The 15448-nt window shown below is 72.6% G+C and carries 13 protein-coding genes; 6 read left to right on the top strand and 7 right to left on the bottom strand.

Going from position 1 to position 15448, the window contains the following annotated elements:
* The first annotated feature begins 40 nt into the window (after positions 1-40).
* The 4 genes from OG842_RS06250 to OG842_RS06235 all read left to right on the top strand — a co-directional run bounded on the left by OG842_RS06250 (position 41) and on the right by OG842_RS06235 (position 3305).
* Positions 41-961, top strand: coding sequence for a ribokinase (locus tag OG842_RS06250; protein WP_266728209.1), 921 nt, complete (start codon positions 41-43; stop codon positions 959-961).
* Positions 958-1347 (top strand): D-ribose pyranase, encoded by a 390-nt coding sequence (gene rbsD / locus OG842_RS06245; protein ID WP_266728207.1) that lies wholly within the window; start codon positions 958-960, stop codon positions 1345-1347. Before OG842_RS06250 ends, rbsD begins: the two co-directional genes overlap by 4 nt.
* Positions 1348-1524: 177 nt before the next feature.
* Positions 1525-2472 carry an ATP-grasp domain-containing protein gene (locus OG842_RS06240; protein ID WP_266728205.1) on the top strand — a complete coding sequence of 316 codons (948 nt, stop codon included), beginning with the start codon at positions 1525-1527 and terminating at the stop codon, positions 2470-2472.
* An 8-nt stretch (positions 2473-2480) separates the two neighbouring features.
* Positions 2481-3305 (top strand): ATP-grasp domain-containing protein, encoded by an 825-nt coding sequence (locus OG842_RS06235; RefSeq protein WP_323185705.1) that lies wholly within the window; start codon positions 2481-2483, stop codon positions 3303-3305.
* Between the two features lie 99 nt (positions 3306-3404).
* On the opposite strand, the gene OG842_RS06230 is transcribed toward OG842_RS06235, so the two are convergent.
* The 5 genes from OG842_RS06230 to sph all read right to left on the bottom strand — a co-directional run bounded on the left by OG842_RS06230 (position 3405) and on the right by sph (position 8528).
* Positions 3405-4049, bottom strand: coding sequence for a class F sortase (locus OG842_RS06230; RefSeq protein WP_266728201.1), 645 nt, complete (start codon positions 4047-4049; stop codon positions 3405-3407).
* A 78-nt stretch (positions 4050-4127) separates the two neighbouring features.
* Positions 4128-4571, bottom strand: a complete 444-nt coding sequence (locus tag OG842_RS06225) for a hypothetical protein (RefSeq protein WP_266728199.1) — start codon at positions 4569-4571, stop codon at positions 4128-4130.
* Between the two features lie 152 nt (positions 4572-4723).
* Entirely contained in the window at positions 4724-6700 is a 1977-nt protein-coding gene (locus OG842_RS06220) for a sensor histidine kinase (protein WP_266728197.1), read from the bottom strand.
* Entirely contained in the window at positions 6690-7400 is a 711-nt protein-coding gene (locus OG842_RS06215) for a response regulator transcription factor (protein WP_266733456.1), read from the bottom strand. The genes OG842_RS06220 and OG842_RS06215 overlap by 11 nt, the downstream gene beginning before the upstream one ends.
* Positions 7401-7547: 147 nt before the next feature.
* Positions 7548-8528, bottom strand: a complete 981-nt coding sequence (gene sph, locus OG842_RS06210) for a sphingomyelin phosphodiesterase (RefSeq protein WP_266728195.1) — start codon at positions 8526-8528, stop codon at positions 7548-7550.
* 180 nt (positions 8529-8708) lie between these two features.
* On the opposite strand from sph, the gene OG842_RS06205 reads away from it, so the two are divergent.
* Positions 8709-9545, top strand: coding sequence for a maleylpyruvate isomerase family mycothiol-dependent enzyme (locus OG842_RS06205; protein WP_266733454.1), 837 nt, complete (start codon positions 8709-8711; stop codon positions 9543-9545).
* 19 nt (positions 9546-9564) lie between these two features.
* Here OG842_RS06205 and OG842_RS06200 read toward each other — a convergent pair whose 3' ends face one another.
* Complete coding sequence (locus OG842_RS06200) at positions 9565-11394, bottom strand: AAA family ATPase (RefSeq protein ID WP_266728193.1); 1830 nt, start codon at positions 11392-11394, stop codon at positions 9565-9567.
* Between the two features lie 364 nt (positions 11395-11758).
* On the opposite strand from OG842_RS06200, the gene OG842_RS06195 reads away from it, so the two are divergent.
* On the top strand, positions 11759-13891 hold the full coding sequence (locus OG842_RS06195; RefSeq protein WP_266728191.1) for a tetratricopeptide repeat protein: 2133 nt from the start codon (positions 11759-11761) through the stop codon (positions 13889-13891).
* A 33-nt stretch (positions 13892-13924) separates the two neighbouring features.
* Here OG842_RS06195 and OG842_RS06190 read toward each other — a convergent pair whose 3' ends face one another.
* Positions 13925-15325: a hypothetical protein gene (locus OG842_RS06190; protein ID WP_266728189.1), complete on the bottom strand. Its 1401-nt coding sequence runs from the start codon at positions 15323-15325 to the stop codon at positions 13925-13927.
* Positions 15326-15448: the final 123 nt, after the last annotated feature.

Genomic DNA, 15448 nt, shown 5'->3' with positions numbered 1-15448 from the left:
CGCCCCTTCGCGCAGCGTCCGACCTCGGAAAGCAGGAACAATGCACGTCAACGATCAGGACCGGTACGACCTGCTGGTCGTGGGCTCCGCCAATGCCGACCTGGTCGTCGGCGTCGAACGGCGCCCCGCCGCCGGTGAGACCGTGCTCGGCTCCGACCTGGCCGTCCACCCGGGCGGCAAGGGCGGGAACCAGGCGGTCGCCGCCGCCCGCCTCGGAGCCCGCACGGCACTGCTGGCCCGGGTCGGGGACGACGCGCACGGCCGACTGCTGATGGAGTCGCAGAAGGCGGCGGGCGTCGAGACCGCCGGCGTCCTCGTGGGCGGGGCCCCCACCGGGGTCGCGCTGATCACGGTGGACCCCTCGGGTGACAACAGCATCGTGGTGTCGCCGGGGGCCAACGCCCGCCTCACCCCGCAGGACATCCGGGCGGCAGGCCCGCTGTTCGCTGCCGCCCGGGTCGTCTCCGTACAGCTGGAGATCCCGCTGGAGACGGTCGCCGAGGTGGCCGCCGCGATGTCGGCCGATACTCGGCTGGTGCTGAACCCGTCCCCGCCCGCGCCGCTGCCCGATCATGTGCTGGCCGCCTGCGACCCCCTGGTGGTCAACGAGCACGAGGCGCGCTACATGCTGGGCGACGACGCGGGCAGCACACCCGAGGAGTGGGCGCGCGCACTGCTGGGTCTCGGCCCGCAGTCGGTCGTGGTCACGCTGGGGGCGGCGGGGGCGCTCGTCGCGGACGGCCGCACGGGCGAGGTGGTGACCGTGCCGAGCCTCAAGGTCGAAGCAGTGGACACGACCGGGGCGGGCGACGCCTTCACGGCAGCACTGGCCTGGCGGCTCGGCCTCGGCGAGGAACTCGCCCAGGCCGCCGCGTTCGCCGTGCGGGTGGGGGCGGCGGCCGTCACCAGGCAGGGCGCGCAGGCGTCCTTCCCGACCGCCCACGAGGTCCCGGCCCCGTGAAGAAGGCAGGAATTCTCAACCGGCACCTCGCGGGGGCCCTGGCCGAACTGGGCCACGGCGACGGAGTGCTGATCTGCGACGTGGGCATGCCCATCCCGCTCGGCCCCCGCGTCGTCGACCTGGCCTTCCGGGCCGGCGTCCCGTCGTTCGCCCAGGTGCTCGACGGCCTGCTGGACGAACTCGTGGTGGAGGGAGCGACGGCGGCCCACGAGGTCACGGAGGCCAACCCGGAGGCCGCGCGTCTCCTGGACGACCGCCTCCCGGGACTCGTCCACATACCCCACGACGAACTCAAGGCACTCTCCGCGGGAGCCCGGCTGGTGGTACGGACGGGGGAGGCGCGGCCGTACGCGAACGTGCTCCTGCGGTGCGGGGTCTTCTTCTGACAGGGACACACGGCGAATCACAGGGCCGCAAGGCGAAGGAACACACCATCAGTAACCCACGGCCGAGCTTGCCTTGGGGCGGACGTGACGTAGCGTTGCCCTTTTGGTGGTGTTCGAAGGAGCACCGCGAGGCACCGTTGTGCCCCCATCAGTCATGGGGCACCGAGGGGTTTTGGGATGAAGCTCTGCTTCCTCGTCGAAGAGCTGTACCGGCATGACGGCATGCCGCTCGACGTCGTCCGGCAACTGACGTCGTGGGGACACCAGGTGGACGTGGTGCGCCCCGGCGGCTCACTCCTGCGGATATCGGAGGAGGTGCGGGCGGGGACCCACGACGCCTGGGTACTCAAGACCGTGTCCGGCGGCCCCGGGCTCACCCTGCTGGAGGCCGCGGCGGCGGTGGGACTGACCACGGTGAACGACGCGCGGTCGATCCGCGCGGTACGTGACAAGGTCCTCGCCTCGGTCATCGCCCGGCAGCACGGGCTGCCGGTCCCGGTGACCTATTCGGCACCGAGGGCCACACTCTTCGCGGACGTGCCCGAGGAACTCTTCCCCCTGGTGGTCAAGCCCGCGGACGGCAGCTCGGGGCGCGGGGTACGGCTCGTGTCGGAGCCGGGGCGGCTGGCGGACGCGGAGCAGGCGGACGAGGGGCAGCTCATCGCGCAGCCCTACGTGTCCAATGCGGGCTCCGACCTCAAGGTCTACTGTCTCGCGGGCGAGTTCCACGCGACCGTGCGCCGCTCCCCGCTCCACCCGGACGCGCCGGTCGACGAGAGAGCCGTCCCGCTGCCCGCCGAAGTGGCCGAGGCGGCGGCGAAGGTGGGAGCGGTCTTCGGCCTCGATCTCTACGGCATCGACGTGGTGCTCGGCCCGGACGGCCCCGTGATCGTCGACATCAACGACTTCCCGAGTTTCCGCCAGGTCCCGGACGCCGCATCCCGTTTGGCCGGAGCCGTACTCGAGCTGGCCAGGACCGGCGGCACGGACCGGAGGGGCGCGATCGCCCCCGCCCCGCGCGTTCCCGTGCAGCCGGAGATCTCCCACGCACGGCACCGTCCGCACCCCACCGTCGGCCCCGAAGCGGCCATGGTGGCTGCCGTACCGGAAGGCGCGCGGATATGAGGGTCTGTGTGCTGACCGACAAGCCGGATCATCCGCTGCTCGTCGCGGCCGCCGCCGCGCTGACCGGGGCGAAGCACCAGGTGAAGTTCCTGAACCCGGACGCCGGAACGGGATCGCCTTCGCAACCGCCGGCCCCGGACGATCTCGCCGACGTCTACCTCCTCAAGGCCCATACCCACCGGGCACTCGCGCTGGCCCGTCTCCTCGAAGGGCTTGGCGCCCGGGTGGTGAACTCCGCTGCCGCGACGGAGCTGTGCCAGGACAGGAGCCGGATCGCCGCCGTGGCGGAAGGCGCCGGTCTGCCGATGCCCCGCACATGGACACTGAACGCGCTGTCCGAAGCCCTCCACGGACCGGAGCCGGCCGAGAGCGGCTATCCACTCATGGTCAAGAGCCGCCACAGCCGCCGCGGGGACCTGGTCGCCCGCGTGGACGGCCCCGCCGGTCTCCGGGCCCTCGCTGCAGAGTGGTCCGACGAGCCCGTCGTGCTGCAGGAGTTCATCGCGAACAGCGGCTGGGACCACAAGCTGTGGGTGATCGCGGGAGAGGTGTTCGCAGGCGTGCGCCCCGCGGCTGTGGGCGCACCGCCGGGCGGCGCGCGGTCCGCCCCGCTGATACGCGACCTGCCGCAGAGCTGGACCCGGCTCGCCCTGCGCACGGGAGACGTCCTCGGCCTGGACGTCTACGGTGTCGACCTGCTGGACCGCGAGGGGGCGCCCGTGGTCGTCGACATCAACGCCTTCCCGGGCATCCGCGGCCCGGAGGGCGCCCCGGAGGCGTTGGCGGCCCTGGCGCTGCGCCCCCGGCCCGGCCCTCCCGGCTACGAGGCCTGAGACACCCCGGCCTCCACCAGGAACTCGCTCGGCGTGCCCGACCACGATGCCCTCGCCCGGGTGTCCCGCATCGCCGGCACGGTCCTGGCCGCCCCGCCGTCAGCTCCGGTTCGCGTAGACGATGAGGTTGTCCACCGGGTGGCCCTGGGCGTCGAAGGCGCCGTCGCAGGTGATGAGGCGCAGGGCGCGTGTGCCGGTGGCACCGTAGACCTTCTCGGTCGGGAACGCCTTCTTGCTCACGGTCTCGGTGCCGGTGACCCGGAAGTGGAGTTCCGCGCCGCGGTCGTTGCGGACGGCTATGTCCGCCCCCTTGTCGATCTCCTTCAGATCGTGGAACACGGCCTTCCCGTAGCGGGTGTCGTTGTGTCCGATGATGACCGCGGCACCGGGCTCGCCGGGAGTGGCGCCGCCGGTGTACCAGCCTGCGGTCATGCCCTTCTCGGCGGGCGGGACTTCGACGGTGCCGTCCTGGTTGAGGCCGAGGCGCATCAGCTCGCTGTGGATGCCGAGCGACGGGATGCTGACGCTGACGGGGACGGCTGTGGAGGAGTGGGTACCGTCGGACTTGCCCGCTCCCTTCGTACCGGTCTGCTTCGGGGCGTCGGGAGCGGTGCTCGCGGCGGCGCCGGGTGCGGCGGTGGACGAGTCGTCCACGGCCTCGGCGGAGCAACCGGCGAGAAGGAGGCAGGCGAGCACCGGAAGCAGGGCGCGTCGGAGCGAGGGCGAGGGCGAGGTACGGGGCATGAGGGCTCCAGGGCCGGGCGGAGATGGGCAGTGGCGCCGCCCGGGAACGGACGGCGCCACGAAGTGAAGGGCGGTCGGTCAGCCGTTGCGCTGTGCGGCCGAGCGGCGGCGCAGCACGACGGTTCCCGCTCCCGCGAGGAGAAGCGCGGCGGCGGCCGAGCCGGCGATCGTGGCGGTGCTGTCGCCCGAGGTCGAGGTTCCGACCGCTCGCTCACCCGCGGCGACACCACCGCGCGGCACGGGCACCGGCGAAGCCTTGGGGTCGCCCTTCCCTTCCCCGGCCACGGCGGGAGCAGGGCGGTCGCCGGCGGCCACACCGCCACGCGGCACCGCGGACGGCTGCGCCCTCTTGGCTGGAGCGCTGCCGGACTTGTCGGCAGCGGCTGCCGCGGCCGTACGCTCGACGGACGGAGCCGACGGCGAGGGCGCGGCGTCGGCGAACGCCGCGGCGGACGGGACGAGCACCGCGCCCGCCGCGACGGCGGCGAGGACGGCGGTGCGCAGGGACAGACGGTTGGGCATGGGGATGACTCCATTCCAGTTCGGCCTCGATGGCGCCCGGCGTCCGGTTCGCCATGGCTGGTCCGCGGCGTCTGGACCGCACCGGGCACGAGGCATGCCGACAGGCTGGCGTGAAGTTATGAAGAAGCTGTCAGAACGCTGTGGTCATCGCATCAGACCTGGTCCGGGCCGTACCGACCCCCGTCGTCCGGACTCCTGGTTCCTGCTGCCTCTGCTGTTCCCGCTGCTTCCGCCGCATCCGTGGGCAGGCGGAGTGTGAACACCGAACCCTTCCCCTCGACGCTCGCCGCGCTCGCCGAACCCCCGTGTGCCTCCACCAGTTTCCGTACGATCGCCAGTCCCAGCCCGCTGCCCCCGGTGCGGCGGCTGCGTGACTTCTCGGCGCGCCAGAAGCGGTCGAAGACGTGTGGCAGGTGCTCGGCCGAGATGCCGCTGCCGGTGTCCGCGACCTCGACCACGACTTCCCCACCGGGCGCCGTCGCGGACGACGCCCCGTACGCGCGCACCGTCACACGTCCGCCCGACGGGGTGTGCCGCACGGCGTTGGCGACCAGGTTGCCGATGGCCTGGCGCAGCCGGACCGGGTCGGCCCACAACGCGGGGGAGGGGGCGTCGGCCATCGCCGGGAGCGCCGTGAGCGTCACCCCGGCGGTCTCCGCCCGTGCCTGGTGTGCCGCGGCCACCTGTGCGAGCACGTCCTCGACGCGTACCGGTTCGGGGTGCAGACGCAACGCGCCCGCGTCCGCCGCGGCGAGGTCCTGGAGGTCGTCGATGATGTGCTGGAGTTGAACGGCCTCCGTGTGCAGCGAGGCGATGAACGCCGGGTCGGGCTCCGCCAGGCCGTCCTGGGCCGCCTCCAGCCAGCCCCGGATGTTGCTCAGCGGGGTCCGCAGTTCGTGGGCGACATCGCTGACCATGTCCTTGCGCTGCGTCTCCAGGCGCGCGCGGTGGTCGGCCATGTCGTTGAAGGCCGCGGCGAGCCGGCCGATCTCGCTGTCGTCGGTGACCTGCACGGGCGCGGAGTCCTCCCCGTCCCGCATCCGCTGCGCCGCGCCCGTCAGGGCGTGCAGCGGCCGTACGAGCCGGGATCCGGCGAGCACCGTCGCTCCGACGGTGAGCGCGAGGACGAGTGCCGCGGCGCCCGCGATCTTCGCGGTGTTGGCGGGGGAGAGGTCGAAGCCGGGAACGGTCGTGCCGCCCTCGTCGCCGATGAACAGCAGCGCGGGCGAGGCGACATAGGAACCGAGCTGTTCCCGGCGGGCCGTGTCCACGCACGAGGCGGCGGCACGGTCGTCCTCGCCGGTCCGGACGCTCGGCACAGGGACGGGAACCGCGGCTGAGACACCCGCGGCGGCCTTCGGCGCGGAGCCGTCGCCCCAGGACAGGTCCAGGTTGAGCTGTATGCCCGTGCGGTTCTGGCGCTTCAGGCAGGCGTCGGCGAGTTCATTGAGGGTGGCCAGGGCCTTCCGTTCGGTCGTGGTCGGGGTGTCCAGGTCCTCGGACGCGCACCGGGTGTCCTGAACGCGGTCGGGGTCATTGCCCACGACCTGCACCCGCGGGCGTCCGCTCGGGCCGCGGACGACGTCCGCAGCGATCCCGACCCGGTTCAGGCACTCCGCGTTCCGTTCGGCGGCGCGCTGCAACGCCGTACGTTCGGCGGTGGGCAACCGGAACGGACCGACCGCACGTGGGTCGACCCGGTCGGCCGCGCCACCCGTCCGGTCGGCCGTCCGGGAAAGGGCCGTGTCCACGGACAGCGGGTCGACGATCGCCGACGCCTGGGGCGGCAGCGCGGGCGGTGACGACCGGGAGGCGGAATCGGCCAGCGGGCGGCGCTGCTCGGTGGTGAGCGCGATCCGCCGGCCGGACTGCCGCGCCAGTTCGCGCACCGTGCTGTCGACGCCCTCCCAGGTGGGATGGCCCGCCGCGTAACCGAGCAGGCTGTCGTAGATCCGGGCGTCGGCGGTGAGGTTCTGGCCCTGCTCCTGTCTGATGGCGCCGGAGGTGGTCTGTACGGCGATCCAGGCCGTGGCGGCCACCGAACAGGCGGCCACCAGCGCGGACACCGCCAGCAGCCGGACGAACAGGCTCTTGCGGAGCGGCGGCCGGGTCCGCCGGTCACGAGGCACGCGAAGCGTTCCTCGCCGGGTCCGTCAGCTTGTAGCCGACACCGAAGACGGTGAGCAGCCGGGCGGGCCGGCGCGGTGCGGGTTCGATCTTCTTGCGCAGGTTCATGACGTGCACGTCGACCGTGCGGAAGCTGATGTACCGGTCGAAGCCGTGCAGCTCCTCCAGGAGCCGCTGCCGGGTGAAGACCCGGTCGGGCTCGGTCGCCATGGCGGCGAGGATCCGGAACTCACCGGGTGTGCAGTCGACCGGCCGGCCCTCCACGGACACCTCGTGCCGGTCCGGGTCGACGACGAGCGCACCGACTCTCAGCGCCTGGTCCGCGGCGGTCCCGGCGCCCTCCACGCTCCGTCGGCTGCGCCGCAGCAGGGTCCGTACCCGGGCCATCAGTTCACGCGGGCTGTACGGCTTGGTCATGTAGTCGTCCGCGCCGAGATCCAGCCCCAGCAGCAGGTCGTCCTCGGTGCTGCGGGCCGTCAGCATCAGCACCGGCAGCTCCCGGTGCTCGGCGCGCAGCACACGTACCACGTCCAGACCGTCGGCCCGCGGCATCATCACATCGAGCACCAGCAGATCGGGCTCCCGGTGCCGGACCTCGGCGAGCGCCGCGAGGCCGTCACCGACGACCGTGACGGTGTGGCCCTCGTGTTCGAGGTAGCGGCGTACGAGTTCGGCCTGTTTCTCGTCGTCTTCGGCGACCATGACGTTTGCGCACACGCGAACGATCGTAGATGACCACGAAGAGACCGTTCATGGCGCCGGATTGCGCGAGCCGGACCACCGCGGTGCGGGGGAGTCCGCACCGAGGCCGGGAGCCGGCTCGCTCCTGAACGCGCGGTGCCGGTACCGCTACCGCACCGACGCGACCACCGGGTAGTGGTCGGAGAGATTGGTGTACGTGTAGCTCGTGCCCCAACTGGACACGGTCCAGGGCGCGCTCTTCTCCTTGACCACCTCGTTCGTCCACCCGGACGGCTTCGCGTGCCCGGCGCGGTGCAGCACGTAGTCGAGGTCCTCGCGGGGATCGTCGGGGTAGCGGTCGGCGGCGATCGAGTTGTCCTGGGTGTCGAAGGAGTACGGGTGCCCGGTGCGGGCGTCGGCCGCGGTCAGTCCCGCGTCGGTGAGCATCGAGGCGTACTCGGAGGAGTGCGAGTCGACGTTGAAGTCCCCGGCCACGATGACCTGTTCGGAGGCCGGAATGTTCTTGGCGTCCAGGAAGGCGTCGATCTGCTTGAACTGCAGGCTGCGCTTGGCGGCGGCCTCGCCCGCCTTGCAGCCGGAGTCGGTCGACTGCGTGTGGGTTCCCACGACATGGACCCGTGCGCCGCCGACATTCAGCTCGACGTAGGCGAACCCCTTGTTGGACCAGCTGTCGCTGCCGCAGGCGTCCTTGTAGATGTGCTGCTCCTTGCGGACGACGGGCCACTTGCTCAGCACGGTGACACCCCCGTCCTCCGGAGTCACCGCCGAGTACGCCCCGCTGGTCGCGTCCCAGCCGCTCTTGCTCCGGCCCACCACGGGGGTCTGGTACGGGTACTGGGCGGACGCGTTGCGCAGCAGGGCGTCGGAGGCGGAGTTGTCGAAGGCCTCCTCCAGCACGACGACGTCATTGTCCTGGAAGAACGACGTCTTCGGTATCTCCGCGGCACGGTGGTCCTGGCCCCAGTTCGGGTACAGCGTCTTGCTGAAGATGAACGTGTTGTACGTGAGGACGCGCAGCGACGGAGTCTCGGCCGCCGATGCCTGCGGTGCGTTGGCGGCCAGCGTCGCCGCGGCGAGCGCGGCAGCCAGGGTCGCGCCGGAGATGCGGCGGATCGCGGGATTCGGCACAGGATCTCCTCGTGTGGGGGGAGGGGGCGGAAGACGGTGCCACCCATCAAAGCAGGGGCAGTTACCCGTGGGTAGACATTGGATGCCCTCAGACTTGCCACGACCGTACGAATGGGTAAGTTCGGCGCAGCGGGTTCGGCCGGAGCGGGTTCGGCCGAGGTAGGGAGAAGCGTGGAACCAGTGACCGGACGCGACGCACGGGGCACACTGCCCGAAGGGCTCGGCGACGCTCTGCGGTCCACCGCCGAGGAGATCGCGGCGGTGGTCCGCGGGTTCGCCGACACCGGCGTTCCGGTGCCCCGGTCGGAGTGGACCGTCGGGGAGGCCGCGGCACATCTGGCGCAGGCCAACGAGCTGATGGCCGACCTCGCGGCCGGGCGGGAACGCCGGTACGGGGACGGGACGCCGCAGAGCCTGGCCGCCGCCAACGAGCGTGCGCTCGCGGAGTTCGACGAGCGGGCCGCCGAGCCGCTGGCGGAGATGATCGTGGCGCACACGGACGCCTACCTCGCCGCCGTGGGGCGGTGCGCGACGGACGGCACCGGGGCCGACGGTGCGGCCGGGAACGTGGCCACGCCGCTGGGGTCGATGAGCCGGGCGGTGCTGGGCTCGTACCTGCTGACGCACATGCTCGGCCACGGCTACGACCTCGCCCGGGCGCGGGGCCGTCGGCACATGATCGACCGCACACGCGTCGAACTGTCCCTGCCGTTCCTGATCACGGCGATGCCCCGGGTCACCGATGCCACCACCACCGCAGGGCTCACCGCCGGCTACGCGATCCGGCTGTGGGGCGGCGCCCGATTCGGCGTCACGTTCACCGACGGCGCCGTGACCGTCACTTCCCGGCCGCCGGTCCGCCCGGACTGCACCATCCTCATCGAGCCGGTCACCTTCTTCCTGATGGCGCTCGGCCGCGTCGACCCATGGGGCGCCATGGCCCGGGGCCGGGTGTTCGCCTGGGGCCGCAAGCCCTGGCTCGCACCCCGTTTCCCCGGGCTGTTCAAGGCACCCTGATCCGCCGGACAGGCCCGCCCTACGCCGGGTTCCCGTGGGACTCCATGAGCTCCTGGTGGGCCGCCGTCACATCCTCGGTGAGTACGGTGACGATCTCCTGCCTGGTGGGCGTCGTCCCGCCCGAGTGTTCGGCGTACAGACGCAGATCCCGTTGCGCGGCGGCCTTCTGGCAGAGCTCGCGGGCGAAGCGGGCGTTGCCCAGGGTGTCGGCCATGCCTCCGTCCACGGCCGAGGCGAAGAACGAGCCGAGTGCGGCCGCCGCCCCCTCGTCGGGTTCGTCGCCCTGGCCGGACAGGACGGACCGGGCGATCAGGAGCAGTTCCTGGGCGGAGTAGGAGGGGAAGTCGACGCGGGTGTTGAACCGGGACACCAGGCCCGGGTTGGCGGCGAGCAGACCGGTCATCTCCTCGCGGTATCCGGCCAGTACGACGACGAGCCGGTCCCGGTCGTCCTCGGCCCGCTTCAGGAGCACCTGGAGCGCCTCGTCGCCGAACGCGTCGCCACCGCTGTACCCGCTGTTGGACAGGGCGTACGCCTCGTCGATGAACAGCACGCCGTTCAGGGCGGAGTCGATGACCTTGCTGGTCTTGATCGCGGTCGAGCCGAGGTGCTGCCCGACGAGGTCGACGCGCTGGGCCTCGATGACATGGCCGGACCGCAGCAGCCCCAGCCCGGCGAAGACCTTGCCGATGATGCGGGCGACGGTGGTCTTGCCGGTGCCGGGCGGTCCCGCGAAGACGAAGTGCCGGGGCCGGGCGCCGCTGGGCAGGCCCTGCTCCTCGCGGAGTGCCGCCATGCGCAGCTGTGCGATCAGCGTGAGCACCTGCCGCTTCACCGGCTCCAGACCGATCATGCCGTCCAGCGCCTGCTGGGCCTCCGCGAGCAGGCGCGCCATCTCCTCCCGCGACAGCCCGCCCGTCCCGTCCGTCTCCGCCGATGCGGAGTCCGGCCCGGCGCCCGGAGCGGCCACCGGGGCAGCGGGTGCAGCGGGTACGGGGGAGGGCGCGGCCGTGCGGGGCGGCGGGGGCCCCTCCGGGGAGGGGGGCGGGGACGAAGGCGCGGGGGACTCCCCGGCCACGGACGAAGCCGTCGGAGCCGTGGAACGTGCCTGCGCCCTTACGTTCACGTCCAAGAGGTTCGGCGCACACCGGAACGCGTACTGGTACCGCTTCAGCGCCTCCTCCGGCCGGCCCAGCGACTCCAGGGACCGGCCCATGAAGTACTTGACCTCCGCGTCGAAACGGCTCCCCGTCTCCAGCTTCTTCGGCAGCTCCGCCAGCACGTTCAGGGCCTCGTGGCAGACCCCCTGCGCGAACAGCGCCGCCCCCACGTACAGCTGCGCCTCGTCGTGCAGGAACGCGTCACGGATGCCCGGGGCGAAACGGAGCACGAGGGCCCAGTCCTCCTTGAGGAAGGCGTACCGCGTACAGACGAACCGGGTCTCGTCGCAGTCCAGTTGGGCCGTGGACAGCCCGGCCCAGGCCTCGTCGAGCTTGCCGGCGTCCAGCAGCGAGGTCATGGCCGCCACCCACAGGTCACGGGCGTTCTCCAGCCGGAACGTGACGTAGTGGCCGAGCTGGAACCGGGACCGCAGCGGCATCCCGAACTTCGAACGCAACGCGCCGAAGAAGCCGGACGCCCGGACCATGCCGTCCAGCGCCTCCTTCTGACGCTGCCCGGTCGCATGCAGCCCCAGCCATGCGTCCGCGGCCAGAGGATCGTGCGCGGCGGCGAACGAGAACCGTTCGGCGGCTGCCGCTTCATTGCCCTGGTTCAGCAGGGCCACTGCCTGCTGCCACGCCTGCTCGGCCTTCCTGGGCGAACCCCGGCCTGCGGCTGTTCCCTGCACCGATACTCCCCTCGACGGGCCCCGGCCCGTGCGCCGACGGCCGACGGGGCTCGCCGTGACGACCTGGAACAACCGCCAGGATATCCAAGACATCCATCATGACGCGGCGGCCGGTGAACACACTCGGCGCCCCTTCGACCGCGTCGGCACAAGGGTGGCGAAGGGCGGCGATGAACCGGACGTCGACGTCTACGAAAGGTCGCTTTCAGGACAGTTGGACGGTTGGCGCACGCCAGGACGGCGATCACCCCGCGATGCCCGGAGGAGATCGGCCCCTCTGACGCTAACGTTGATCCGCACGGTGACAGCGACGGTGCCGGGGAGGGCGCATCGCGCGGAACACCGGGAACGAGGAGTGCGCGACATGCTCGATCCCACTTCGGTGGCGGCGATTTCGGCGGTGCTCGGTGCGGTCGGCTCGGGGATGGCCAACGAGGCCGGCAAATGGGCCTGGGAATCCACCGGTGGTGTCGTGCGGAGAATCGTCGGCCGCGAGGTCCCCGCGCCCGAGGCCCCGGACGAACGGGACGACGTGGCCCGCATGGTCCACGACCGGATCCGTACCGATCCGCAACTCGCCGCCTCCTGGACCGCTTTCGCCACCCACATGCGACGCGAGCCCGCCCCGGTCCGGGCCGCGCGGTCGAACCTCCCCGCCTCCATAAGGTTCTTCACGGATCGCAAGGAGGCGCTGAAGCAACTCCAGCGGGAGGCGTCCCGCCGTCCGGACGGGCGGCCCCGGCTCGCCCTGGTGCACGGTCCGGACGGCATGGGTTCAAGCACCCTCGCCGTGCACTTCGGCGCACAGCCGACCCGCCTCTTCCCGGACGGCCAGATCTACGTCGACCTCGGGGGCCGCGGAGCCGGTGGCGCGCGCGACGTCGGAACCGTACTGCGTGCCCTGCTGCGCCAACTGCGGGTGCCGGACGAAGAGATGCCGACCGGGACCCATGAGCTCGGCGAGTTCTTCCACCACCGCGTGGCGGACCTGAGACTCCTGATCGTGCTCGACCACGCGTACTCCGCCTCGCAGGTGCGGCCGTTCCTCACCCCGGCACCCGGGGTGTTCACGGTCCTGGTCGCCCGCGCGCCCTTCCCCGGCATCGACGCCGTGCGGGTGCCCGTCGGCCCGCTCTCGGACCGGGACGCGGTGCGGCTGCTCACCGACATCACCGACAAGTCCACGGTCGCCGCCGCCCGTGCCACCCTGCCGTCGCTGCTCCAGCGCTGCGGCGGGTCGCCGTACGCCCTGCGCGCCGCGGCGTACCAGCTCTCCGCGCCCACCCTTCCGCCACGTCGCGCCGAGCCGGACGGCGACCCGGTCCGGGGCGCCGCCGAGGACAACTACCGGCTCCTGACGCCGGAATCCGCCCGGCTCTACCGGCTGATGGCGCTGCGCGACTGGCCCGCCTTCGACGCCGCCACGGCCGCCCGGACCACCGGCCAGGACCCCGACCAGGCGGCCGGGCTCCTGGAGGACCTGGCCGACCGGATGCTGCTGGAACGAGGCTCCGGCGCGGCCGGCAGCGGCCGCTACCACTACCGCCACGCGGTCCGTGCGCACGCCGAGGCGGCGGCGATCCGGGACGACGGGATCGCGGCGTGCTCCGCGGCGCTCGCCCGTACCCTGAGCGCCTACGCCGACCTGGCCGCATCGGCCGCCCACCAGGCGCTCCCGGAGAGCTGGCGGGTCCCCGCGCCCGCCGAGGACCGCACGGGGCAGACGTATGCGGACCGGGGCGCCGCCCTCGATGCCCTGCTCGCGGAATCGGGCAACCTGGTCGAGGCGGTGCGCTGCGCCGAGGAGTCCGGCGACCCGGACACCGCCGTACGCCTGTGCCGTGCGCTGTGGCCGCTCCAGCTCAAGGCCGGTCACCACGAGATGCTGCTGCCGGCGCTCCGCATCGGCACGCGCCTGGTCGACACCCATCGACCCATGAGTGCCGACGCCGGAGCGCTGCACGCACAACTCGCCCACTCGCTGACCGAGTTGAGGAGCTGGCAGGAGGCGGGGGAGCAGGCGCGGGCGGCGGCGGGGGCCGAGGAAGCGGCGGGCCACAAGCGGGGCCATGCCTCGGCCGTCGAGTTCCTGGGGCTGCTGCGACTGCGGCAGTGGCGGTACCAGGAGGCGTACGACTGCTTCGAGGAGGCCGGCGCCATCCTGGGCACCATGGGCGGGCAGGACGAGGGGACTCGCGACGTGCCGCGTGCCGAGGCCCTGCTGGGGCGCCATCGCGGACGGGCGCTGCGCGGCCTGGGGCGACGGGATGAGGCCCGGCGGAGGCTGGAGACCGCGCTGTCGTACTTCCGGTCGAGCGGCGACACGTACAACACGGCCCGGACCCTCACTGATCTCGCCGAGACCTGGCTGGACGAGGAGAACACCGGGGCGGCGCTCCCGCTGGTCGAGGCGGCGATCGCCACCCTCGACGGCCAGCGCGCGACGTACCACCTGGCACATCTGCGAACCCTGCGGGAGCGCTGCGTGGCTGCCTGACTGCGTGGTCGCGGTCCTCGTACCGCGGTGCTCCTAGCCGACCGGGTCCGGCGGTGTCAGAGGAGCGACGCGTACGCGATGGAGCCGGTCGCCCGTCCGCAGGACGAGCCCGTCGGTCACGGCCCGCGCCAGCCGCGCCCGGGAGGTGACCGCCTCCCGGCTGTCCGAGGCCAGCCAGGCGTTCAGGGCGGAGGCGTACACGGCGGGGTCCGCGCCGGACACGTCCTCCGTTTCGGCGTCGGGCACCGCCACCATCCGGAGCGGCTCCTCGCCGCGCACCCGGACCACGCACTCGGACGGGCCGGTCACATAGGCCGCCAGGGAGCAGCCCCGATGGCGGCGGAGCACCTCGGCGGTCCAGAGCGACGGCGAGCCGAAGCGCGGATCGTCGGGTTCGCCGTCCCGGAAGATGACATCGGCCAGCTCCAGCCGGTCCATCTCGCGGGTGTCCTCGTGCACGGCGACGTGCAGTTCGCCGCCCTGGTCCCACCCCGGGCCGGACCGCCGGCCCGCCCACCGGCTGACCGCGACCTCTCCCGGCCCGAGCACCCGGGTCAGGACCCGCAACGGCACGGTGACCGTTCCGGCCTCGTACCCGGGCAGTGGGAGCGGCTCCAGCGAGGCGGGCCGGCCGGGCTCCGGCGCCCCCATCATCGAGTAGAAGAGCTTCCGGAGCCGGACCGCGGATTCGCCCGGCACGGAGGTGGTGTACTCGGCGGGGCCGGGCAACGGCCGGTGAGAGCCGATGACTTCATCGATCTGTGCCGCCAGGGACGCGTCGGGGTCGAGCCTCGGTGCCTCCCGCATGAACGCGGAGATCGGCGCGTCGGGGTCCAGGGCGTGGAGGGGCGCGGCGCCCAGGAGCACCGGGGTGCCGAGGGCGGCCGCGTAGAAGGTGACGGATCCGTGGTCACCGATCACGGCATCGGCCGCCAGCAGGGCCTGTCGCCACCCGGTCAGCGGATCGATCAGGGCCAGCCCGCCGCGCCGCGCCCGATCGAGCCAGGCACGGATCTGACCGGGGCCGTGCCCGTGCCAGATGTTGGGATGCAGTACGGCCGCGAACCGGTACTCGTCCACGGGGAACTCGTCGGCGACCCGGTCCAGCAGGGCGGCGACCACATCGCCTCCGCACCAGCCGTCCCCCGGGACCTCGGCCCCGTCACCGAAGAGCGACTCGGAGTTCCAGGTCGAGTTGAGCAGGACGAGCCGCTGACCGGGCCGGACTCCCAACGCGCGGCGGAAGCGTTCGCGGCGCGGTCGTGCGGCGAGCATCCGGTCGAAGCAGGGGTCTCCGGCGAGCACGGCGGTCGGTGCGGCCTCGGGGCAGGCGAGGCGCAAGCGCTCGACCTGCTCGGGGTGGGAGAGCACGAGCGCGTCCGCGACGGGAGTGCCCCGGCTCGACAGCAGCCACGGAGGCGCGAGCCCGAACACGGGCGCCCCCGCCCCCGATCCGGTGTCCGGTGTCCGGTGTCCGGTGTCCGGTGTCCGGTGTCCGGTGTCGCCAGCCTTTTAGTGTATCCAACACCGTGCGAAAGGACGGCCAACTTCCCGGAC

The sequence above is a fragment of the Streptomyces sp. NBC_00376 genome, from assembly GCF_036077095.1.
GTDB lineage: Bacteria > Actinomycetota > Actinomycetes > Streptomycetales > Streptomycetaceae > Streptomyces.
The sequence above is the reverse complement of the archived record's forward strand: the minus strand, read 5'-3'. Positions and strand labels throughout refer to the sequence as shown.